This window comes from Alkalihalobacillus alcalophilus ATCC 27647 = CGMCC 1.3604 (assembly GCF_000292245.2).
Lineage (GTDB): Bacteria > Bacillota > Bacilli > Bacillales > Bacillaceae_D > Alkalihalobacillus > Alkalihalobacillus alcalophilus.
In genome coordinates this window covers 1-20,835 of sequence record NZ_ALPT02000051.1, presented here as the reverse complement: position 1 = coordinate 20,835, position 20,835 = coordinate 1, and the positions used below count along the sequence as shown (strand labels likewise).

General features: G+C 36.4%; 21 protein-coding genes and 1 pseudogene. 7 read left to right on the top strand and 15 right to left on the bottom strand.

The annotated features are described in order from the left end of the window. Window positions 1-33 precede the first annotated feature (33 nt). On the top strand, window positions 34-306 hold the full coding sequence (locus tag BALCAV_RS13910) for a DUF2564 family protein (RefSeq protein ID WP_003321418.1): 273 nt from the start codon (window positions 34-36) through the stop codon (window positions 304-306). Window positions 307-335: 29 nt separating this feature from the next. Here the strand turns inward: BALCAV_RS13910 and BALCAV_RS13905 are convergent, their stop codons facing one another. After that, window positions 336-653: a HesB/YadR/YfhF family protein gene (locus BALCAV_RS13905; protein WP_003321419.1), complete on the bottom strand. Its 318-nt coding sequence runs from the start codon at window positions 651-653 to the stop codon at window positions 336-338. A gap of 140 nt (window positions 654-793) precedes the next feature. Between BALCAV_RS13905 and BALCAV_RS13900 the strand changes: the two genes are divergently transcribed. After that, window positions 794-2,311: a carboxypeptidase M32 gene (locus BALCAV_RS13900; RefSeq protein ID WP_003321420.1), complete on the top strand. Its 1,518-nt coding sequence runs from the start codon at window positions 794-796 to the stop codon at window positions 2,309-2,311. A gap of 93 nt (window positions 2,312-2,404) precedes the next feature. On the opposite strand, the gene BALCAV_RS13895 is transcribed toward BALCAV_RS13900, so the two are convergent. The 4 genes from BALCAV_RS13895 to BALCAV_RS13885 form a co-directional block, all read right to left on the bottom strand. Beyond that, window positions 2,405-2,800, bottom strand: coding sequence for a GNAT family N-acetyltransferase (locus BALCAV_RS13895; protein WP_003321421.1), 396 nt, complete (start codon window positions 2,798-2,800; stop codon window positions 2,405-2,407). 38 nt (window positions 2,801-2,838) lie between these two features. Beyond that, the gene (locus tag BALCAV_RS23280; RefSeq protein WP_326938314.1) at window positions 2,839-3,003 is read right to left on the bottom strand and encodes a tyrosine-type recombinase/integrase; all 165 of its coding nucleotides are present in this window, start codon (window positions 3,001-3,003) and stop codon (window positions 2,839-2,841) included. 11 nt (window positions 3,004-3,014) lie between these two features. Beyond that, window positions 3,015-3,929: a tyrosine-type recombinase/integrase gene (locus tag BALCAV_RS13890; RefSeq protein ID WP_052044387.1), complete on the bottom strand. Its 915-nt coding sequence runs from the start codon at window positions 3,927-3,929 to the stop codon at window positions 3,015-3,017. Window positions 3,930-4,184: 255 nt separating this feature from the next. Continuing rightward, on the bottom strand, window positions 4,185-5,036 hold the full coding sequence (locus BALCAV_RS13885; protein WP_003321423.1) for an SDR family oxidoreductase: 852 nt from the start codon (window positions 5,034-5,036) through the stop codon (window positions 4,185-4,187). Between the two features lie 353 nt (window positions 5,037-5,389). Here BALCAV_RS13885 and BALCAV_RS13880 point away from each other — a divergent pair, with 353 nt between their 5' ends. The 4 genes from BALCAV_RS13880 to BALCAV_RS23440 all read left to right on the top strand — a co-directional run bounded on the left by BALCAV_RS13880 (window position 5,390) and on the right by BALCAV_RS23440 (window position 10,825). Further along, a complete protein-coding gene (locus BALCAV_RS13880; protein WP_003321424.1) occupies window positions 5,390-5,803 on the top strand; it encodes a CoA-binding protein in 414 nt (137 codons plus the stop codon). 252 nt (window positions 5,804-6,055) lie between these two features. Further along, window positions 6,056-8,029: a DNA topoisomerase IV subunit B gene (parE, locus tag BALCAV_RS13875; RefSeq protein ID WP_003321426.1), complete on the top strand. Its 1,974-nt coding sequence runs from the start codon at window positions 6,056-6,058 to the stop codon at window positions 8,027-8,029. Window positions 8,030-8,032: 3 nt separating this feature from the next. Further along, on the top strand, window positions 8,033-10,477 hold the full coding sequence (gene parC, locus BALCAV_RS13870) for a DNA topoisomerase IV subunit A (protein WP_003321428.1): 2,445 nt from the start codon (window positions 8,033-8,035) through the stop codon (window positions 10,475-10,477). A gap of 264 nt (window positions 10,478-10,741) precedes the next feature. Further along, on the top strand, window positions 10,742-10,825 hold the full coding sequence (locus BALCAV_RS23440) for a putative holin-like toxin (protein ID WP_327857078.1): 84 nt from the start codon (window positions 10,742-10,744) through the stop codon (window positions 10,823-10,825). Window positions 10,826-11,006: 181 nt separating this feature from the next. On the opposite strand, the gene ytvI is transcribed toward BALCAV_RS23440, so the two are convergent. Further along, window positions 11,007-12,125: a sporulation integral membrane protein YtvI gene (gene ytvI / locus BALCAV_RS13865; RefSeq protein ID WP_003321429.1), complete on the bottom strand. Its 1,119-nt coding sequence runs from the start codon at window positions 12,123-12,125 to the stop codon at window positions 11,007-11,009. A gap of 300 nt (window positions 12,126-12,425) precedes the next feature. Between ytvI and BALCAV_RS13860 the strand changes: the two genes are divergently transcribed. Next, the gene (locus BALCAV_RS13860; protein ID WP_003321430.1) at window positions 12,426-12,776 is read left to right on the top strand and encodes a hypothetical protein; all 351 of its coding nucleotides are present in this window, start codon (window positions 12,426-12,428) and stop codon (window positions 12,774-12,776) included. A gap of 218 nt (window positions 12,777-12,994) precedes the next feature. Here BALCAV_RS13860 and BALCAV_RS22355 read toward each other — a convergent pair whose 3' ends face one another. The 9 genes and pseudogenes from BALCAV_RS22355 to BALCAV_RS13820 all read right to left on the bottom strand — a co-directional run. Then, a complete protein-coding gene (locus BALCAV_RS22355; RefSeq protein ID WP_160173420.1) occupies window positions 12,995-13,144 on the bottom strand; it encodes a hypothetical protein in 150 nt (49 codons plus the stop codon). Window positions 13,145-13,293: 149 nt separating this feature from the next. Continuing rightward, on the bottom strand, window positions 13,294-14,004 hold the full coding sequence (locus BALCAV_RS13855) for a cytochrome c biogenesis CcdA family protein (RefSeq protein WP_003321431.1): 711 nt from the start codon (window positions 14,002-14,004) through the stop codon (window positions 13,294-13,296). 12 nt (window positions 14,005-14,016) lie between these two features. Continuing rightward, window positions 14,017-15,213: a c-type cytochrome biogenesis protein CcsB gene (gene ccsB, locus BALCAV_RS13850; protein ID WP_003321432.1), complete on the bottom strand. Its 1,197-nt coding sequence runs from the start codon at window positions 15,211-15,213 to the stop codon at window positions 14,017-14,019. Beyond that, on the bottom strand, window positions 15,197-16,843 hold the full coding sequence (gene resB, locus BALCAV_RS13845; RefSeq protein ID WP_003321433.1) for a cytochrome c biogenesis protein ResB: 1,647 nt from the start codon (window positions 16,841-16,843) through the stop codon (window positions 15,197-15,199). Before resB ends, ccsB begins: the two co-directional genes overlap by 17 nt. 12 nt (window positions 16,844-16,855) lie before the next feature. Further along, window positions 16,856-17,383, bottom strand: a complete 528-nt coding sequence (resA, locus tag BALCAV_RS13840; protein ID WP_003321434.1) for a thiol-disulfide oxidoreductase ResA — start codon at window positions 17,381-17,383, stop codon at window positions 16,856-16,858. A 185-nt stretch (window positions 17,384-17,568) separates the two neighbouring features. Continuing rightward, window positions 17,569-17,787, bottom strand: a complete 219-nt coding sequence (locus BALCAV_RS13835; protein ID WP_003321435.1) for a hypothetical protein — start codon at window positions 17,785-17,787, stop codon at window positions 17,569-17,571. After that, the gene (locus BALCAV_RS13830) at window positions 17,780-19,189 is read right to left on the bottom strand and encodes a sensor histidine kinase (protein WP_003321436.1); all 1,410 of its coding nucleotides are present in this window, start codon (window positions 19,187-19,189) and stop codon (window positions 17,780-17,782) included. The genes BALCAV_RS13835 and BALCAV_RS13830 overlap by 8 nt, the downstream gene beginning before the upstream one ends. 13 nt (window positions 19,190-19,202) lie before the next feature. After that, window positions 19,203-19,901 carry a response regulator transcription factor gene (locus tag BALCAV_RS13825; protein ID WP_003321437.1) on the bottom strand — a complete coding sequence of 233 codons (699 nt, stop codon included), beginning with the start codon at window positions 19,899-19,901 and terminating at the stop codon, window positions 19,203-19,205. Between the two features lie 214 nt (window positions 19,902-20,115). Then, a pseudogene (locus BALCAV_RS13820) lies at window positions 20,116-20,835 on the bottom strand (RNA-guided endonuclease TnpB family protein); the annotation flags it as partial.

The following is a 20,835-nucleotide window of genomic DNA, read 5'->3' as shown; positions in this document are numbered from 1 at the left end:
AATAACATTGTTTTGAATAATGGAGGGTATTGTATGGTAAATCGCGAGCAGCACGACCAAGGGTACAACGATTTAGCTCAAGTACAGATGGCGATTGAGTCAGCTCAGCATATGGTTGGGCAAGCGACTGTTAATATGGATGAGGGGCAATTAAAAGCAGCTACTGATGCTTTGAATCAAGCAAAGGAACAATATCAAAAAGCTGCCAGCCACCAAAATGGGATGAATGCTTATTTTTTTGAAACCTCTTCTGAAATTCTTGGCCGGGCAGAGCAACAATTAACACAAGCGAAGAAAAAGGATTAAATAGTAAAAGAATCATGACTTAATCAAGGTCATGATTCTTTTTTATCTTCTGGGTGATCAATATTATCAAATGTCGGATGTTCAATTTGTAAATAGCCTAAATCTTCATTGTAGTCAATGCTCATCCCATTTAAATACCAGAAATCATCTTCTTCCACAAAGAAGGTAACTTGATCTATTTTAATTACATAAGCACGTTCAGAAGGTGTATCACGCATAACTCCAACCGAGAATCCACCAGAGCCAACCCCTCCAATACGTACAAATAACCTTAAGTTATCCCCTTTTTTGAGCTCCATTTCTTTTATATATAAACGAGCTGCTGATTCTGTTAACGTAATATTCATCGTTATTTCTCCTCCTACCTAACGATACTATATCATGAAATCGTTATTCTGAAAAAAGATAGGCAAAATAGAAGGGAAAACGATTCGATTGTCGAAATAATTAATGAACGTTATTTTAGATGAGAAGGGATTAGATACATATGGAAACGACCAAACAACAAACGGAAATTGAATTCCGAAATTATTTAAAGAAAATGAATAGCTATCGTCAAGCAGTCGGCCTTCTAGGCTGGGATTCACGGACAGGAGCTCCGAAAAAAGGGATGATTCATCGCTCTGAAGTGATTGGGACTTTATCATCTGAGCTCTTTCAAATGTCCACATCTAATGAGATGGCCAACTTTTTAAAAGAGTTGCAGCAGCCTGAAATTTTCGAAGGTCTTTCTGAGGTCACCAAAAAGAGTGTGGAAGAAATGCAAAAGAGCTATGACAAAAATATGAAGATCCCTAAAGATGAATTTAAAGATTTTATCGTCTTACGCTCAAAAGCGGAAAATGCATGGGAGGAAGCAAAAGAAAAAAATGATTTCTCTATGTTTCAACCATATTTAGAAAAAATCGTGGAATTTCAGAAAAAGTTTATTGGCTATCGTGGTTATGAAGGACATCCATATAATACGCTCTTAGATGATTACGAGCCAGGTGTATTTGTTGATACTTTGGACGAAGTGTTTGGGGATTTAAAAGAAAAATTAATTCCATTAGTAAAAGGTGTAACGGAATCTAAGCATCAACCTAAAAATGATTTTCTTTTTGCCCATTTCCCGAAAGAAAAACAACGCGAGTTAAGTGTAGCCATTTTAAAAGAAATTGGTTTTGACTTTGAGGCAGGACGATTAGACGAAACTGTTCATCCATTTGCAATGGGATTAAACCCAGGTGATGTCCGTGTCACAACAAAATATAATGAAAGTGACTTCAGAGTCTCTTTATACGGAACGATCCATGAAGGTGGTCATGCTTTATATGAGCAAAACATTTCTGAAGAATTAGTTGGCACTCCACTTTGTGGCGGAACATCGATGGGCATTCATGAATCTCAATCATTATTTTTAGAAAAATTTGTCGGGCAAAATGAAAAGTTTTTAGAAAGAAATTATTCCGTTATTAAAAAGTGTTCCAATGGACAATTTGACGATGTCACACTAGAGGATTTCTACTTTGCTGTTAACGAAGCAAAACCTTCATTCATTCGAATTGAAGCTGATGAGTTAACGTATTGTCTACACATTATCCTTCGTTATGAATTAGAGAAAGCCTTAATTTCCGGAGAGCTCGAAGTAAAAGATTTACCAGATGCATGGAATGATAAAATGGAAGAATACTTAGGCATTCGTCCGTCTCATAATGGGGAAGGCGTTCTACAAGATGTTCACTGGTCAATGGGGTCATTTGGTTACTTCCCATCCTATGCACTAGGTTACATCTATGCCGCCCAAATGAAAGAAGAAATCATCAAAGATATCCCTGAATATGATGAATTGTTGCTTTCGGGGGACAACGCTAAAATCCGTAATTGGTTAACAGAAAATGTCCATAAACACGGTGGTATGAAAAAACCAGCAGAAATCATCAAAGATATTACTGGTGGTGGCATTAATTCGGAACCACTTGTCAATTATTTAACAGAAAAATATAGCCGTCTATATCAATTATAGAATAAGTTTTCAATATTAATATTATGTAAACTTATTGTTAGCCAAAAGACCGTGAATAGGGAACATCCTATTTACGGTCTTATTTCATTTATCTCACGCATCTAAATATAAGGTGCCACCTTTACTTGCATTAAATCCAGCAACACGATAAAAATTCTCATTTCCAGATTCGAAGGTAACGGTTAAAATTTCTAATCCAAATTTTTTGGCTTCTTCAATTAGAGCTTGCACAAGCGTGACACCAATCCCTCGATTCTGATACTCGGGGTCCACCATAATGTCTTCTAAGTAGCCGTGCTCTAAACCCATTCCACATACATAGCCAAAAGCAATCAATTCATTTTCATCATTACGAACACCCGCCCAAAAATTACAGCGCTCAAAAAGAGTTGGAAAGTCTTGCTCACGGCGCCCCCAACCTATTTTCTCTCGTAATGTTGGCACCTCTAATCTCTCTAATGGCATATTGATTTCAACATTGATTTCCATTGAACTTCCCCCTTTACTCTATTTATTATAAATGACCTTTATTCATTTGTGATCAATAAATTTGCAATCGCTTTCTCGCGAGCTTCCTGCTGAACATGGGCATAAACTTGAGTGGTTGATACTGATTCATGTCCGAGTAAAGTTTGAACGGTTAAGACATCGGTTCCTGACGCTACAAGCTCGGTTGCAAAACTATGACGCAGTTTATGAGCGCTTATTTTTTAAACGTTAAAAAGGGAAGCTGATGCTTGGCTTGCTCAATCGTTCGTTTAATCATTTTTTGTAAGCTACTAATGGAAACCCCATTTGTATAAGCTTTCTTTGTAAAATCATATCCGACTATAAAATAGTCATCCGCATCACTTGGTCTTTGGTCACTCGGAATATCGTGTAAATATGCCTTCATCACGTTGATTGTTGCTGCTGAAAGAGGAATTGAGCGTTCTTTATTTCCTTTCCCTTTAATCTTCAGTCGTGACTGGCCGAAGTCAATTTGTCCAATCGCTAAATAAGCCAGTTCAGAAATTCTCAGTCCAGTGGTCATCAACAAATAGAATGTCACATAATCTCTAGATTTTAATTTCTCTTGATAAAAGGCTTGTTTTTTTGTGGAATAATGCGGTTCTTTTAACCAACTCAACAAAGAATGAAGCTCTGGTTTCGTTAAATAAACAGGTTCTCGTTTTCCATTTTTCGGCCTTTGTACTGAAAGCACAGGATTAGTGGGGGCATCTCCTCGTTTGACTAAAAAATCAAATAATGACTGCAAAGCAGAAATTTTTCGATTAATGGTGGTCGGTTCATTTTCGAGCTCTAAAGCTAAGTAAGAAATATAATGTTCAATTCCTTCTTTTTCTAATTCTAAAAAATCATCTAATGTAATCGATTGAGGGGAAAAGGCATCATCTCCTGCGATCCGTTCTATAAATTGAAAGAAAGCAAAATAATCATAGATGTATCGTTGAATCGTATTTTTTGAATAACCAAGAGATAGTCGGTTCACCATATACTCTTGAATGAACAGTGGCAGTTGTTCCGCTTTTTTGAATGTTTTTAATGAATTAGAAGACTCCTGATTGTTATGTAGAGTATGTTTATTTTTTTGATTTATTTTTGCAAATAACGACATTGTCATCACCTCATCCTTAGTTTACCGTAAATTTAACGTTCTGTGAAATAGTTATTTCATGGAACGTTAATTTGGACATGAAATGCTATTGTAAGGGAGTTAGAGTCGAAAGTTGTCTTCTAGACGCTCTAGATAATGAGGGTTCTGAGGTGCTTAAATAAACGTCACATTCAGTAGGTCAACGAACAAACAAAAAGCTCAAAGTGATAAACTCTGAACTTTTTAATAAGGTTATGGGAAATATCCCTTTGTTATCTAGTCTCGTTCAAGCTGAACTTGTTCGACACTCCAATCCCAAAGTTTTTTCGCATTTTCAGCGCTAATTTGTTTGCTCGTAAGTTGTTGCGGCTTTTCTTTGTAAAAAAATTGCCCTGAATAAGCTTCGATTTGAGGCTCAGTCGCCAAATAAATAGCCGTTGCTGAGCCTTCTTTAGGTGTTAGGAAGAACGGTTTTAGTAATTTATGAATCGTTTTCCCGAAGCCAGAGGTACGGTTGACACCAAGACTCGTTGAAACAGCTCCAGGATGAAGACTATATGTTGTAACTGTCGTGCCTTCAAGCCTTTTAGCTAATTCCAAAGTAAATAATATATTTGCTAATTTAGATTGACTGTAACCCTTCACAACATTAAAGGAGCGTTGATTAAAATGAGGGTCATCTAAATCGATTCTTCCAACCTTGTAAGCTCCTGACGACACATTGATAATCCGTGCCTCTGTTGATTTTTTCATCACATTTAACAATAAATTGCTTAATAAGAAGTGTCCTAAATGATTGACACCGATCATCGCTTCAAAACCATCTGTTGTATACTCTTTTTTTAGTGATACAACCCCTGCGTTATTAATCAATCGATCGATTTGTTCATAACGTCGTTCAATTTCTTTTACAAACTCGACAATACTATTTATCGACCCAAGGTCACAAGGAATGACGTCGATTAAATCAGAGCCACTTTCTGTAACCGCCTGTTCCCGTGCCTCTTTTGCCTTTTGTTCATTTCGGCAAGCCATCACAACATGAAAACCTTCTTTAGCTAACTCGATCGTTGTTGCAAGGCCCATTCCAGAATTTGCTCCTGTTACAATTGCTGTTCCTGCTCCCATCGACATCTTCTCCTTTAGTAAAGTGCACTGTAAAAAAGCTTGCTCTCAACTTGTTTTCATTTTAGCTTGTGTTTTCAAATAAGAAAAGGAGTTTGATTATAAAGAACAAGGAATAACGAACGTACGATCTTATTTATCTTGATGATTAAAAAGGTTTGAGATAAGATAAGGTTGGGAACGATAATTTTACACTGGTTACACAAGTATTCATTTATTTAGACGAGTGACAAAAGAAGGAATATCGATTAAAAAAAGCGAAGTAAGCTAGCATGAGAGAGAATTTAATTGAAAGTTGCAGAAATTACTAAAAAAAGGTACCCTTATTAAACAAGTGGGCCAAAGGAGTTAAAATCATGACATTTACAAATCCAACGGATCAACAAATAAAAGAGATTTTGCATAAGTATAAACGTATTGCAGTTATTGGTTTGTCTAATAACCCTGCTAGAACCTCGTATATGGTCTCAGAAGCGATGCAAAAGGCTGGTTATGAGATTATTCCGGTTAATCCAATGGTTGATTCTGTTCTTGGCCAAAAATCTTACGCTTCACTAAAGGATATTGACAAAGAGGTCGATATCATTAATGTGTTCAGAAGAAGTGAATTTGTTTATGACTTGGCTAAAGAAGCCACTGAAATCAAACCGAAAGTATTTTGGACACAGTTGGATGTCTTCGACGAGGATGCCGCAAAGCTTTTACAAGAACATAACATCCTTACAGTAATGAATCGTTGTATTAAGGTGGAACATGCAAAGTTTAAATAGGAGATGGCTTTACACCTCTTCTTAAGTTAGAAGAGGTGTTTTCATCATCATCCTAAATAACTTTCTGTTACCTTTTCATGAGAATGAGAGGATTTCAGAAAAACAGTTGCGAATCTAGAAAATATCGATACAATTAAAAATGGCAAAACATACAAATACAGATCACCAATAAAGCAGTGAACACTCTTATTTTCTGTAAAGGTGGGATAAGCTGTTTTTGGGGAGCAGCCGGTTGAAAGGAGTTTCTATATAGTGGTTAATAAAAATCATCTGGAATATAACGACGATTCCATTCAAGTATTAGAAGGACTCGAGGCTGTACGGAAGAGACCAGGGATGTATATTGGTAGTACAGACGCAAGAGGGCTTCATCATTTAGTGTACGAAATTGTTGATAATGCCGTCGATGAAGCATTGGCGGGGTTTGGAGAATACATAAATGTCACTATTCACCCTGATAACAGCATCTCTGTCTCTGATGAAGGGCGCGGGATGCCAACAGGAATGCATAAATTAGGGAAGCCGACACCAGAAGTCATTTTTACGATTTTACATGCGGGTGGAAAATTTGGACAAGGTGGCTATGCCACAAGTGGAGGACTTCACGGGGTAGGAGCCTCGGTAGTAAACGCTTTATCAGAATGGCTTGTCGTTGAAATTATGCGTGATGGAAAACGCTACCGCCAACGTTTTGAAAATGGTGGAAAGCCAGCCAAAACTCTTGAAATGATTGGCAATACTCGTAGAACCGGAACGGTTGTTCATTTTAAGCCAGATCCTATCATATTTAGTACGACTACATATAATTTAGAAACGTTAACCGAACGTTTACGCGAGGCTGCCTTTTTACTTAAAGGAATTAAAATTGAATTAGTTGATTTACGCGGGGAAACGTCCAGTGAACAATTCGTTTATGACACAGGAATTCAAGCATTTGTTGAATATTTAAATGAAGACAAAGAAACATTAATTCCAGTTGTCTATTTTACGGGAGAGAACAATGAAATTGAAATGGAATTAGCCTTTCAATTTAACGATGGGTACACAGAAAATGTGCTCTCATTTGTCAACAACGTTCGTACAAAAGACGGTGGTACCCATGAACTTGGGGCGAAAGCGGCGATGACGAGAATCGTGAACGAATATGCACGTAAAGTAAAGCTTCTAAAAGATAAAGATAAAAATTTAGATGGCTCTGATATTCGCGAAGGATTTACAGCGATCATCTCGATTCGTGTTCCAGAAGCTAAATTACAATTTGAAGGACAGACAAAAGGAAAATTAGGTACTCCAGAAGCACGTTCGGCTGTTGATAGTCTCGTGTCCGAAAAGCTCTCTTATTTCCTTGAAGAAAACCCAGATATCGCCTCTCTTTTAATTAAAAAGGCAGTCAAAGCATCACAAGCACGCGAAGCAGCAAGAAAAGCTCGTGAAGATGCACGTAATGGCAAGAAAAATAAACGAAAAGATGTTTTATTAAGCGGAAAATTAACGCCAGCTCAGTCAAAAAATCCGAAACGAAATGAATTATATCTTGTTGAGGGCGATTCGGCCGGTGGTTCTGCTAAACAAGGGCGCGATCGGAAATTCCAAGCCGTACTGCCACTGCGAGGAAAAGTTATTAATACAGAAAAAGCAAAAATCGATGACATTATGAAAAACGAAGAAATTCGAACCATTATTCATACGATTGGAGCTGGTGTCGGAGCAGACTTTACGATTGATGATGTTAATTATGACAAAGTCGTCATTATGACGGATGCTGATACCGATGGTGCTCACATTCAAGTTCTGTTATTAACGTTTTTTTACCGCTATATGCGACCGCTTGTCGAAGCTGGAAAAGTGTATATTGCCTTACCGCCTCTTTATAAAGTCAGTCGAGGTTCAGGAAAAAAAGAAGTGATTGAATACGCTTGGGATGAAAAAGGGCTACAAGAGGCGATAAAAAAGATTGGCCGAGGTTATACGATTCAGCGTTATAAAGGACTTGGAGAAATGAATGCGACACAACTATGGGAAACGACGATGGATCCCGAAACAAGAACACTTATTCGTGTCAAGATTGATGATGCAGCACGTGCGGAAAAACGTGTAACCACCTTAATGGGTGATAAAGTAGAACCACGCCGTAAATGGATCGAGTCTCACGTTGCTTTCGGATTAGAAGAGGAAACAAACATTTTAGAAAACGAAAACTTAGCTGTAGTAGAAGAGGAGGAATAAGCGATGTCACAAGTAGAACGTTACTTAGATCTTCCTTTAGAAGAAGTGATTGGTGACCGCTTTGGTCGTTATAGTAAATACATTATTCAAGAACGTGCCCTACCAGATGCACGAGATGGCTTAAAGCCGGTACAAAGACGAATTTTATATGCGATGTACCGTGAAGGAAATACGGCGGATAAAGCATTCCGTAAGTCTGCTAAAACCGTTGGTAATGTGATCGGGAACTATCATCCACATGGCGATTCATCTGTTTATGATGCGATGGTTCGTATGAGTCAAGATTGGAAGGTTCGTCAGTTACTCGTAGATATGCATGGGAACAACGGTTCGATTGATGGTGATCCACCAGCTGCTATGAGGTATACAGAAGCAAGATTGTCAAAAATTGCCGCGATGCTCTTAAAAGACATTGATAAAGAAACGGTAGAATACATTCCAAACTTTGATGATTCTGAAATGGAGCCAGTTGTTTTACCAGCCATGTTTCCAAATCTCCTTGTCAATGGTTCAACAGGAATATCCGCTGGTTATGCTACCGATATCCCGCCACATCATCTGGGGGAAATTATTGATGGTGTTATCATGCAAATGGAAAGACCTGAAACGACATTAGATGACTTAATGACGGTTGTTAAAGGACCTGATTTCCCAACTGGTGGAACTGTTCAAGGCATTGAAGGAATTAAACAAGCTTATCAGACAGGAAAAGGGAAAATAGTCGTTCGAGCTAAAGCAGAGGTTGAAGAACTACGTGGTGGAAGACAGCAAATTGTGATTACGGAAATTCCGTATGAAATTGTAAAAGCCAATCTAGTCAAAAAAATGGATGAGCTCCGTTTTGATAAAAAGGTCGACGGGATTGCAGAAGTTCGAGATGATACCGACCGAACAGGCCTTCGTATTATTGTGGAATTGAAAAAAGAAGCAGATGCGACCGCAATTTTAAACTATTTATTAAAAAACACGGATTTACAAGTGACCTATAACTTTAATATGGTCGCCATTCATAACAAAACACCTAAACTTATGGGCTTGCAACCACTTATTCAAGCGTATATTGACCACCAGAAATCTGTTGTGACGAAAAGAGTGACCTATGAGCTAGATAAAGCTCGCGATCGTCACCATATCGTACAAGGTCTTATTCGAGCCGTTTCAATTCTCGACGATGTCATTGCAACGATTCGTGCATCTAAAGATAAAAAAGATGCTAAAACGAATTTAATCGAAAAATATCAATTCACAGAGCCTCAAGCTGAAGCGATTGTCACTTTACAACTTTATCGCTTAACGAATACAGATATCACGACATTAGAAGAAGAAGCGGCAGAGCTTGAGCGTCGTATTCATGAGTTAGAAGCGATTTTAGCGAGTGAGAAAAAACTAATTGGTGTTATCAAAAAAGAGCTTTTATCTGTTAAAAAACAATTTTCTGATGTACGTCGAACGATTATTGAACACCAAATTGAAGACTTGAAAATTAACATGGAAGTCTTAATTGCGGCTGAAGATGTTATGGTGACAGTCACAAATGAAGGGTATGTGAAGAGAACGAGCATTCGTTCGTATACTGCTTCTAATGGCGATGACCCTGGAATGAAAGAAGGGGATCGATTATTAAAGAGGCTAGAAATGAATACGACCGATACACTTTTAATTTTCACAAAACAAGGAAATTATCTCTACATTCCAGTTCACCAGCTTCCTGATATTCGTTGGAAGGACAATGGCCAACATGTCGCCAATATTGTCAGTATTGACCGGGATGATGAAGTCATCGATGCGATCTGTGTCCGTTCATTTGATGAAGAGGAAGAGTCATTATTATTTGTGACAAAACTAGGTATGGTGAAGCGTACCCAGCTATCACTCTATCAGGCTCAACGTTACTCCAAACCGTTAATGGCTTTAAAACTAAAAGCAGACGATGAACTTATTAGTGTCATGCGAACAAAAGGTACAGGCGAACTCTTCTTAGCAACTCATTTAGGTTATGGATTATGGTTTAGCGAAGAAGAAGTGACATTGGTCGGTCAACGAGCTTCTGGTGTTAAAGGAATCAATTTAAAAGAAAAAGATTTTGTGATCGATGCCACGTCGTTTACTTTAGATGAAAAAGTTGAGTTTATTATCTTTACCCAACGTGGGGCCGTCAAACGAATGCCAATTTCTGAATTCGATAAATCATCAAGAGCCAAACGGGGATTAGTGATGTTAAGAGAATTAAAATCAAATCCACACCGTTTAGTAGGCTGCAAACGGGTCCTAAATACGAACGAAGAGTACATTATGACGACTGATAAAGGAGCAACCGCTACTGTGTCCGTAAAGAGCTTCCGAAATAGCGATCGCTATAGCAATGGCTCATTTGCAATTGATACAGCTACTGAGGGAACCGTTATTAACGTATGGAAAGATAAACAAAAGGAAGAGATAAGTGAATAAACAATGTCTCCTAGAAGAACCGAATTTATTAGTTCGGTTCTTTTTTTTGAATCCACACGTTTGTGGGAGGTGGCTACAGGAGTTATGTTTTATCTTTTGGGAAATGAGTACAAGTAATAAAAAACACAATAATATTATTATGTAAACTAAAAACGAAAAATAGGAACCATTTACCAGATAATTCATGATATAATAAACAGACAATAGCTTAATAAAACTCAAGGGTGGTATGGCATCATCTCCATTTGAGGGGAGGTGGTGCTTATGACAGTTTTTCAATCGTTAGTTTTGATGATTAGTTTTGCTAGTCTAATTGTAGCGATCCTGTCTTTTTACGAAAAAAAATAATCCACCCTTGAGCTGAACAGGCCATGGTGGATTATTTTTGCCATGATAGCCGTACCCCCTAGAGGGAAATAAGCTATTGGTGACCATAGGTGTTCTCAGCACCTGTGGTCTTTTTAGTGTATGTGATTAATTACTTGTATTATACTACCAATTCTTTAAAGGAAGCAAGTATTCAATGCTTTTAATAAGAGAAACCATCTCGAATAAACCGCCCGATGTCATGCGTGACTTTAATATCATGTAAGATGATAACAAGAACAAGTATTACCGGACCAATAAATAATCCAATCGCCCCAAATACTTGAAGCCCCGCAAAAAAGGAAATCAGAACTGCTACCGGATTTAAATCTAAACTACTCGATAAAACTTTCGGCTCTAATAGCTGACGAATGATCACGATAATCGCATACAAAACCGCTAAGCCTATTCCTAAACTAACGTCACCTGCAATGAATAAATAAATGAACCATGGAATAAGAATCGTACCAGTACCCAAATAAGGCAATAATTCTGCAATTCCGATCACAACTGATAATGTAAATACATAATCAACACCTAGAATGGTTAAACCAATCATAACAATAAAAGCAGTGACGGCCATAATAATAAACTGAGCTCGAATAAATCCAAAAAGGCGATTTTTGATCGCAGCATTAAAATCCTTTGCTCTTAACCTAACTGCATATGGAATCGTCTTTTTAAAAAAGTCTTGATATTGTGCCCAGCTTTTACCCATAAAGTAAATACTCAAGAGGAAAAACAAAAAAGCAACAAAAAAGGTCGGTAAACCTAATAGCAAATGAGTAAATCGGTCGACAATCCCTTGTCCTAATTGACCTAATAAGGCACCAAGCTGAGTACCGAGTTGAAGAATACTCTGCTTTAAAGCTTCCTGTTCTTCAATACTAAAGCTATTAAAAATACCTAACGCCTCTTGCCAAAAAGGGAAGACAACGTTATTGAAAAAGTTCTGAATCCCTACTGAAGCCATCTCAATCCATGCTGGAAACTGCATAAAGAAATTGCGGAAGCTGTAAATAAGTAAAAAGACGATACCTGTAATAATACTACTAATGATCAAGACGCCACCTAATAGTCCAAACAGACTCGCAAATCCAGAAGATAATCGTAATTTTTCTTGAAGAAATCGTACAAACGGCTGTAAAAACCAAGCAAATAAGGCCGCAAACCAAAATGGGTACGTAATGGAAAATAGTTTGATAAAAAGCCAACCAATGATAAATATAGCGACGGCTAATAGCACAGCACGTAATGCCATCCATGCATGCTGTCGAGTCATAAAACAACTCCTCTCTTGCTAGTCAACAAAGTTGAAATAGATATATGTATAATTTTAGTAACCTTTATTTTATTATATTCGTCTTTCACATGAAAAGCACTTTAAAAAAAGTGAATGATTCTCAAAATCATGTTAAAAATGAACGAAAATAAAGGATTAAAAAACACAACAAAATCCTTATTGCATAAAAATGGTAGTACATACATAATATCGTTATTTTGCAAAAGAATCAATAATTGTAAATAAAATGAGATAGCTATAACACAATATAGATAATTTGGAAGGGAGATTAGACAGATTATGATTTACGAACAATTTTTAAAAGAAGTAGTAAACGACTTTAAGGCCTTGTTTAATGATTTTGAGGAACAAGTAGTAAAATTAAGAACGGTCGAAACCTTTGATGAATATTTCCAACAAATTGTAAATGATGAAGATTTAATCGGTGAGATTTACCGAGAAGCCAAAAGATTCGGGGTTCAAGTCACACATTTTCAAACTGATTTATATAAAGAAGTCAAGGATTTTAAAGGGTTAATTAGACAAAGAATTCAACAAATCGAGCAACAATTAGAACTAGGTTTAATTGAACAAGAAAAATTATTCCATGCCAAAACAGCTCAAAATTTATTAAGAAGATCTCTAGGTTAAAAATTTAAAATTAATAAATATTACTCGTTTCATAAAAAAGATCGATTCTGTCTCAAAACTTAAAGTATACTTTGCAATTGAGACTGGATTTCTATTTTATTTTTTGCCTCCTATAATAAATATTATGTAAACTTCTAAATCAAAAAAAGAAAGCAGATATAATTTAAGTATCTTCTTCCAATCTGAATTTATCAAATTTCCTGGCTAAATAAAGTTCTTTATCCTGATAAATCCAATTTCCAATCGTTTAGAATGGTTCGTATCCTTCTTTGTGATACATTAGCAACATTGCTAATCTCTAATGTGCTTTCCCCTTCTAGATATCTTTTTACAATTTCTTTTGAAAGTATACATTTTGTTTTTCTCATAAAAACACCTCCACCCTCATTATAACAAACATACGTTCTTGTAGTGGAGGCTTAAATGAACTTTTATATAAAAATAAAATTAGAAGTAAAGTAATAATAAGTAATTATTATTTGCGACATCACTTCAGTACTCCTTTCTTCCCCTTCGTCTAGAATCCCATAAATCCACCAAATAAGTTATTTATTAAAAAAGAAGTTACTTTTGTCATCCAATCAAAATAAAGCATAATCCCAAATAAAATCATAAGTATTCCACCAATTTTCATCATGAGATTCATATACTTCTTTATCCAATTCAATTTTCCAATAAAGAAGGTCATAAAGAAAAAGGGAAGTGCGAACCCGACACTATAGGCACTCATATAGGTCATACCGGAGCCTGGATTTGTAAGGCTTAAAGTAATAACCGCGGTTAATATTGGACCGATGCATGGTGTCCATCCAGCCGCAAATGCAATCCCTATAAAATAGGTACCGAAAAAGCCAACTGGCTTTTTCGATAATTGCAGCTGATGATTTTTCATCAAAAATGACGGTTTGAATAAGCCAAGTGTAATCAGTCCGAAAATGACGATTACAATAGCTCCAATTTGTCTTATTAATTGGTTATACATAATAAAAAATTCACCAATCAATGAGGTTGACATACCTAAAGCAACAAATATCGTCGAGAAACCAAGTATAAAAATAAAAGTGTGTAACATCGCGATTGGTGAAATCTTTCTTCCCTTTTCCTTTAAATCTTCAATCGATACACCTGTAATGTAAGAGATAAATACAGGGTATAAAGGTAAATTACACGGCGAGATAAAAGATAAAACCCCTGCACCAAAAGCCAAAAAGATATTTATTTCATTCATATGAATTCCTTCCTACGCATAAGAGTGAAGCCCCGCCACTACTAGATTAACAACAAGTAAGTTAAACATAATCAAAGCAAAACCAATCACTAATAACCATGCTGATTTTTCCCCATGCCAGCCCTTTGATAAGCGTAAATGTAAATAGGCCGCATAAAAGAGAAACGTAATTAAAGCCCATACTTCCTTAGGGTCCCAACCCCAAAATCTAGTCCAGGCGATTTGAGCCCAAATCATCGCAAAAATGAGACCACCTAGTGTAAATATAGGGAAACCAATTAAAATAGACCGGTAACTTATTTCATCAAAGAGATGCGGATTCACATTTTTCACTAATGGCTGCAGTGCTGCAGATAGTCGCTTTCTTAGTGTCAACCTTAATACGACGTACAATAAGCTCCCTGATAGAATCGACCATAAAAATGTGTTCAATTTTCTAGGTGCATCGACACCATTCATCCAACTTGGTGTTTCCAATAATGGACCAAACTTATCTTGATCGAGGTGAACTAATTCTCCTTCATGAGGTCCGACAATGGCCGGTAATTCGTAGCTTATTTGGCTTTCTACTTCTAATTCATTCACCCAATCAAATGTTATTGTGTAATTCATGGCTGAGAACATCCCTACAGTAATGGCAATTCCGACAGCACAGATCATTGTATAGATGATGGTCTCCAACCAAAATGTTTGTTTCGACTTTTTCGATTGATCAACAACTCGAATTAAATAAATTAAAGCGGCAATAAACCCTATTCCTAGAATCCCTTGCCCTATTGCAGTCGTGATGACATGTATATGTAGCCAATTAGACTGTAAAGCAGGAATTAACGGTGAGATATCACTCGGAAATACTGATGCATAGGCAATAATAATAATGCCTACCGGTAACGTAAATATACCAAGTACAGATTTTTTGTATATTAAATATAGAATAAGAAACGCTAAAATAATCGTCATGCCTAAAAACGTGATGTATTCAAACATATTACTAACTGGGGCATGTCCTCCCGCCATCCAGCGAGTAATAAAATAGCCCAGTTGAAACAAGAACCCTAAACTTGCCACAGTAAAGCCAACCCGTCCCCATTTTTTACTCTTTTTCACATCTTTCTTTTTTTCAAAAGAAAGTGTTAATGAAAAAATGACTAATGCAACGATATAGATAAAAAAGGCCACCATTAAAAAATTACTACTCACTTCCGCCATTTTTCTTCCTCTCTTTCTCTTCACTTATATTCGTTTGATCAGTAACTTGACTGAGATTCACTTTTTCTACCATCTCATTAATCTCACGAGCTAATCCAAACCAATTTTTATTCGCATGTGCCGCTAAAATGACACCTTCTGCTTCTTTTCTGATCCAAATTCGCCGATGAGTCCAATAGCTCCCTTGCACGAGTCCAATCATAAAAATGGCTCCTCCTACCACTAAGAAAGGTAAAGTATAATCTTTTCTTACGGTTAATCCAGAGACATGATTCATATCAATTCCAGCCAATCTGAGTATATAGGTATTCGACTCATTAGGGTCAAAATTGGAACCTATTGATAAAAAGCTTACTTCAGACTCTTCTTTTTCTGGGCTCTTCACCTCAAAAATGAAGGCTGGATTATTAGGTAAGCTAGTTTGCGTGCTTGGATTCCCTTCACTATTTATATAAAAATCAGGGAAAAAATCATTCAATGTAATCGTATACTCACCTAGTTCATAAACCATATCAGGATTAAATAAATCGACTCGAATTTGGCCTATTTCTTCTTCCGTTTCTTCGTTGATCAATTTAAAATCCATGGCCTTAAATTCATTTAATCGATAATTCAGTTGATATAGGGCAAAGCTATCAAACTTCAATGGTTCATTTACACGAATATCGTAGGACTTTAACTCTTCAAGATTCGGAGTTCCCCCTAATTGATCATGATTTTGATTCTGGTACAACGTTACAGAAGTTTGATATGTTTTAACAACAGTTCCTCCCGCTCTTTGGATTGCATTTTGAAATATTTCATCATCCTCATCGTATAACTCCAGTAAAAATTGATCGCTTTCTAAATAGTACTCATCATTTGTTCCTGGGATTGGTCTCGTTTCCCCATCCCTAATCCACATAAATTCGTCTACAAACAACTCTGGTGAAAATCGCAGCATTCCTCCTAATAAGAAAACAATTAAGCCAATATGATTCACGTACGGTCCCCACCTTGAGAAACGTCCTTTTTCTGCAAGTAATGCGTCTCCATCCGTAGTCACCTTATACTTCTTGTTCTCTAGTTGTTCCACTATCGCGTTTTTGACAGAATTAAACTCTATATTGCTCGTTTCACTCACAAGTCGTTGTTTCTTCATAAAGCTAACATGCTTCTTAACACGTTGATTCTTCAAAGAACGATACAGTGGAAAAAAACGATCTACACTCGCAATAATTAATGAAACAGTTAAAGCAGCTAGTAGCAATAAATACCACCATGACTTGTAAAGATTATGAAACCCTAAATCATAATAAAGCTTCCCTAAAAATCCAAATTCATTTTCGTAATACTGACCAATATTAATGTTTGTAGGAATATACATTTGTTGAGGAAAAATGGTTCCTATTGAAGAGGCAATCAATAAAATCACAATGATCCAAACCCCTACTTTTACGGATGAAAAGAAATTCCATATTCGATCCACGACGGATTTATGGTAGGTTTGAGAGCGTCTTGCTGCCCCTTCGTATCGCATATTTAATGTTTTTTCATTGTTTGCCTGTTCTAAAATAGGCTTACCACACCCTCCGCAAAGTTCAGTTCCTTTTGGATTGGTATGGCCACATGAACAGGATAAACGCTGCATAATCATTCACTCCTAAGGTTTGATGCTTTCCATATATTCTTGAATATCACTCTCTGACATTAGCCCTGTAATGACTTGGGTCACCGTTCCCTCTGCATTAATGAGAAAGGTTGTCGGTAATGGAAGAACGCCGTATTTTCTGACTACATCGGCATTCGGGTCCATAGGGATTGGAAAAGTTAAACCATACCGCTCTACAAATCTTCTCACTGGTAATTCTCCTTCCCGAACATTTACTGCTAATATTTCAACACCCTGACTTTTGTAAACCTCATACTGATTTTGCATATACGGCATTTCACGTTCACACGGTGGACAATATGTACCCCAAAAATTGAGAAATACTCCCACACCTCGATAGTCGGCTAATTCAACTTCATTTCCATCCAAGTCTGACAGAATAAAATTAGGGGCTTGGTCACCGACTCTAACGGTTGAAGCTTTGTTTGAGTTCGTACTCGTATAAAGCATATATCCAACCGCTATGGCAATAATTAAAAGAGCAATGGTCCGAATAACTAATCTTTTTTTCCTTTTCATTCATACCTCCAACTTCTTATAACCTATTCAATTTCATTGTAAGCAAAGAATGTGTAAAAAATATGGAGGAATAAAAATTCATACACAAATAAATTTCTATATTTACGAGCACCATTACTTTAGAAGAGCTCCTAAAACAAAAAAATGTACCTGTGAAGTAATTTCTCAGGTACAGTTTCATCATTTTATTTTAATGAATCACTACTTCTTTTACGACGTAAACGAAAATAGAAAAAGAAACTAAAACCAATAATAAGTGGTACGAGTGCATAGACACAAATAGTGAAAAACATAAAACTGACTTGCCTATGAAAGTCCGGAAAGAGCCATACAGCTGGAAAAGTTAAACACCCCAATCCTGCTACTATAAATACTATAACAATGGTCAGTTCTTTTTTATTCATCATGAAAAGTCTCCAGTTCTTTGTTTTGCCGTGGTAATGTAATAGAGACTGTTGTTCCCTTACCAAGCTCACTTGTAACAATTATTTCACCATCATGTAAATCAATTAATTGTTTTACAATAGGTAATCCTAAACCAGAACCACCATATTCCCGATTGCGAGATTTCTCTACTCGGTAAAATCGATCAAAAATAAAAGGTAACTCATCTTTTTGCATACCTACACCTGTGTCTGTAATTTCAATAAGGACTACTTCTTCATCAGCATGAACCGATAAAGTAATGACGCCATCTTTTGTATACCTTACAGCGTTTTCTAATAGATTAATAAATACTTGCTCTAAACGTAATGGATCAGCGTACACATATATGTTTTGCTTTGTATGGTTATTAATTTGTATAGAGGTGTTGCGTTCTAACGCATGCAAAGATGGTTTCTTTACGACAAAATGGAGAAATTCATCTACATTAATTTGCTCTTTATGAAGGGTAAGCCTCCCTTCATCCATTTTCGTTAAATCAAATAAATCATTGACTAATGAAGACAAACGATTAGCTTCTTCTTCAATAATTTCAAAATATTGTTGTTGTTCTAACTCAGATTTCCAAAGTTTTTGTTTTAGAGCTTTTGTGTACCCCTTTAAATAAGTAATCGGTGTTTGTAAGTCATGTGTAATATTGGCTATAAATTCTTTTCTTTGGCTATTAACTTTTTCTAATTCAGCAGCTAGGTCATTAATGGCACCAGCTAACGAGCCTATTTCATCGTTTGATTCTTCTCGAACTCTAATAGCAAGGTCGCCTTTAGCCATTTGTCGAGCGGCTTTTTCCATGCTCACTAGTGGTTGTGAAAGTTTTGTTGAAAAGAAGATGGCGAACCCAACACCTAAAAGGATTGAGCCAATAATGGCAATCATTAATAACCACTGTACAGTTTCCATAGATTGTAGAATGCTTTCAAGCGAAGAAAACATAATCACATGTCCACTTACATTATTAAATAAAATGGGTGATGCTGTCGCTAAATACGTCAATCCATCTGGTGTTTGAAAAGAATTCGTTAAGTATGAGTGGTGTTCATTTTCAAGTAAATTAGACAAATACAGGATGCTTTCATTATCTAACGCAATATTTGCATTAGCCAAAATCTCTCTATCCTCCATCATAACAATTAACTTTTGGTTGGCTAATTTTGCTGAAACTTCTACAACTTCTATTCGACTTTCAACACTGCTATCACTAATTAAAGATGCATATTGTTTGGCTAGATAAAGAGACTCATCCTGAGCTTGCTGTAAATTAAATTGATAAAAAATTTGATTAATAACAAAGCCTAGAGGAAATAAGATTGCCACGAGTAATATAATCATTGTTGCACTAAGTTTTAAGTTAATTCGATTCATAGATATCACTTCTTTAATTAAATTTATAACCTATTCCCCAAACAGTAGTAATGACCTCTTCTAAAATACCTGCTAATTCTAGCTTAGAGCGAATATTTTTGATATGGGAATCTACTGTTCGTGTAGCACCTATATATTCGTCATCCCAAATTAATTGAAGTAAATCTTCCCTAGAATAGACTCGACCTGGTGCTGAAGCAAGCTTATACAACAAATCAAACTCTTTTGCCGTTAAAGTGATTTGATTATTTTTATAAAAAACTTGTCGTTTATTAAATATAATCTGTAATCCATTTGTTAAGATCAAATCTCCATTGTCCTCACTTTTATCTTGATAAGATACTCTCCTTAAAAGTGCTTGTACTCTTGCTACTAATTCTTCAGGCTCAAATGGCTTGACTAAATAATCATCAGCCCCTAGATTTAACCCCATCACCTTATCATGTAAATCTTTTCTTGCAGATAACATCAGAATAGGGATAGCAGAAGTCATTCTTATTTTTTGACAGAATTCAAACCCGTCCATGATCGGCATCATTAAATCTAATATAACGAGGTCACATCGATCGGATAGTAATTTGATTTGCTCTAATGCTTCTACACCGTTGGATGCTTCAAATATGTTAAATTCATTATCTGAAAGGTAAATTTTTAACAAATTACGCATTGTCCATTCATCATCAATAATTAATATATTTTTTCTACCCTTCATTACGCTATCTAGCTCCTTTTATTATTATCTCAAACTAACATATAGTATAAATGTGAAAAAAACGTGGAGATTTGAACTACTCGCCACTTAGCTAACGCTTGAAGTGGGAGATTCTTGGGAACAGAGCGTACTTGCCAGCCGATTTCTTTGCCAACAGAGGTTTCTCTTATGGACCAAGCTATCCCCGTCGATTCCTACGGTTCTGAATGTTGTTTTAAGCCGTGTGGAAGGTTCTTACCCCTTCAGCTAGAATATTTTGGCTGGCATTGATATCTCGATCGTGATGTTTATCGCAAATAGGACACGTCCAATCCCTTATTTCAAGAGATTTCTTGCCGTCTTGATGTCCACATTCGGAACAGATTTGACTAGATGGATACCACCTGCTTATTTTCACGATGGTTTTCCCGTACCATTTCGCTTTGTATTCTCATTTCGATACAAAGGCAGACCAGGATACATCCGAGATCGATTTAGCTAATTTATGATTACGTAACATTCCTTTGGTGTTCAAATCTTCGATACAGACAATATCGTGGTTTTTGATGAGGTCTGTACTTAGTTTGTGAAGGAAATCGTCACGTTGGTTCATTACTCTTTCGTGTAATCTAGCAACTCTACGTTTTTGTTTCTGATAGTTTTTGGCATCAAGAAGGTTCATACCCTTGTTTTTAGCATTTAACGCACGTCTTGAAAGTTTTCGTTGCTCACGTCTTAATTTCTTTTCCATTTTGGCTGTGAACGTATGATTGTCCATCTTGTGACCATCCGAAAAAACCGCAAAATCCTTGATGCCTAAATCTATACCGATAGATGATTCCGTTTTCTTCAAGGGCTGTACGTCTGTTTTGACTACAATGGATACAAAGAACTTTCCGCTTGGATTTCGTCTGACTGTAGCGCTCAGAATACGTCCTTCAACCTCACGACTTTT

Coding starts and splice junctions, on each gene's coding strand:
- resB (WP_003321433.1), bottom strand. CDS start 16,843: ATGCAGCGTTTATCCTGTTCATGTGGCCATACCAATCCAAAAGGAACT.
- BALCAV_RS13855 (WP_003321431.1), bottom strand. CDS start 14,004: ATGAATGAAATAAATATCTTTTTGGCTTTTGGTGCAGGGGTTTTATCT.
- BALCAV_RS13900 (WP_003321420.1), top strand. CDS start 794: ATGGAAACGACCAAACAACAAACGGAAATTGAATTCCGAAATTATTTA.
- ytvI (WP_003321429.1), bottom strand. CDS start 12,125: ATGACTCGACAGCATGCATGGATGGCATTACGTGCTGTGCTATTAGCC.
- BALCAV_RS13825 (WP_003321437.1), bottom strand. CDS start 19,901: ATGAAGGGTAGAAAAAATATATTAATTATTGATGATGAATGGACAATG.
- BALCAV_RS13905 (WP_003321419.1), bottom strand. CDS start 653: ATGAATATTACGTTAACAGAATCAGCAGCTCGTTTATATATAAAAGAA.
- BALCAV_RS13860 (WP_003321430.1), top strand. CDS start 12,426: ATGATTTACGAACAATTTTTAAAAGAAGTAGTAAACGACTTTAAGGCC.
- BALCAV_RS13910 (WP_003321418.1), top strand. CDS start 34: ATGGTAAATCGCGAGCAGCACGACCAAGGGTACAACGATTTAGCTCAA.
- BALCAV_RS13880 (WP_003321424.1), top strand. CDS start 5,390: ATGACATTTACAAATCCAACGGATCAACAAATAAAAGAGATTTTGCAT.
- BALCAV_RS23440 (WP_327857078.1), top strand. CDS start 10,742: ATGACAGTTTTTCAATCGTTAGTTTTGATGATTAGTTTTGCTAGTCTA.
- BALCAV_RS13890 (WP_052044387.1), bottom strand. CDS start 3,929: ATGTCGTTATTTGCAAAAATAAATCAAAAAAATAAACATACTCTACAT.
- parC (WP_003321428.1), top strand. CDS start 8,033: ATGTCACAAGTAGAACGTTACTTAGATCTTCCTTTAGAAGAAGTGATT.
- BALCAV_RS13830 (WP_003321436.1), bottom strand. CDS start 19,189: ATGAATCGAATTAACTTAAAACTTAGTGCAACAATGATTATATTACTC.
- BALCAV_RS13895 (WP_003321421.1), bottom strand. CDS start 2,800: ATGGAAATCAATGTTGAAATCAATATGCCATTAGAGAGATTAGAGGTG.
- BALCAV_RS22355 (WP_160173420.1), bottom strand. CDS start 13,144: ATGAGAAAAACAAAATGTATACTTTCAAAAGAAATTGTAAAAAGATAT.
- resA (WP_003321434.1), bottom strand. CDS start 17,383: ATGAAAAGGAAAAAAAGATTAGTTATTCGGACCATTGCTCTTTTAATT.
- BALCAV_RS13885 (WP_003321423.1), bottom strand. CDS start 5,036: ATGGGAGCAGGAACAGCAATTGTAACAGGAGCAAATTCTGGAATGGGC.
- BALCAV_RS13835 (WP_003321435.1), bottom strand. CDS start 17,787: ATGAATAAAAAAGAACTGACCATTGTTATAGTATTTATAGTAGCAGGA.
- ccsB (WP_003321432.1), bottom strand. CDS start 15,213: ATGGCGGAAGTGAGTAGTAATTTTTTAATGGTGGCCTTTTTTATCTAT.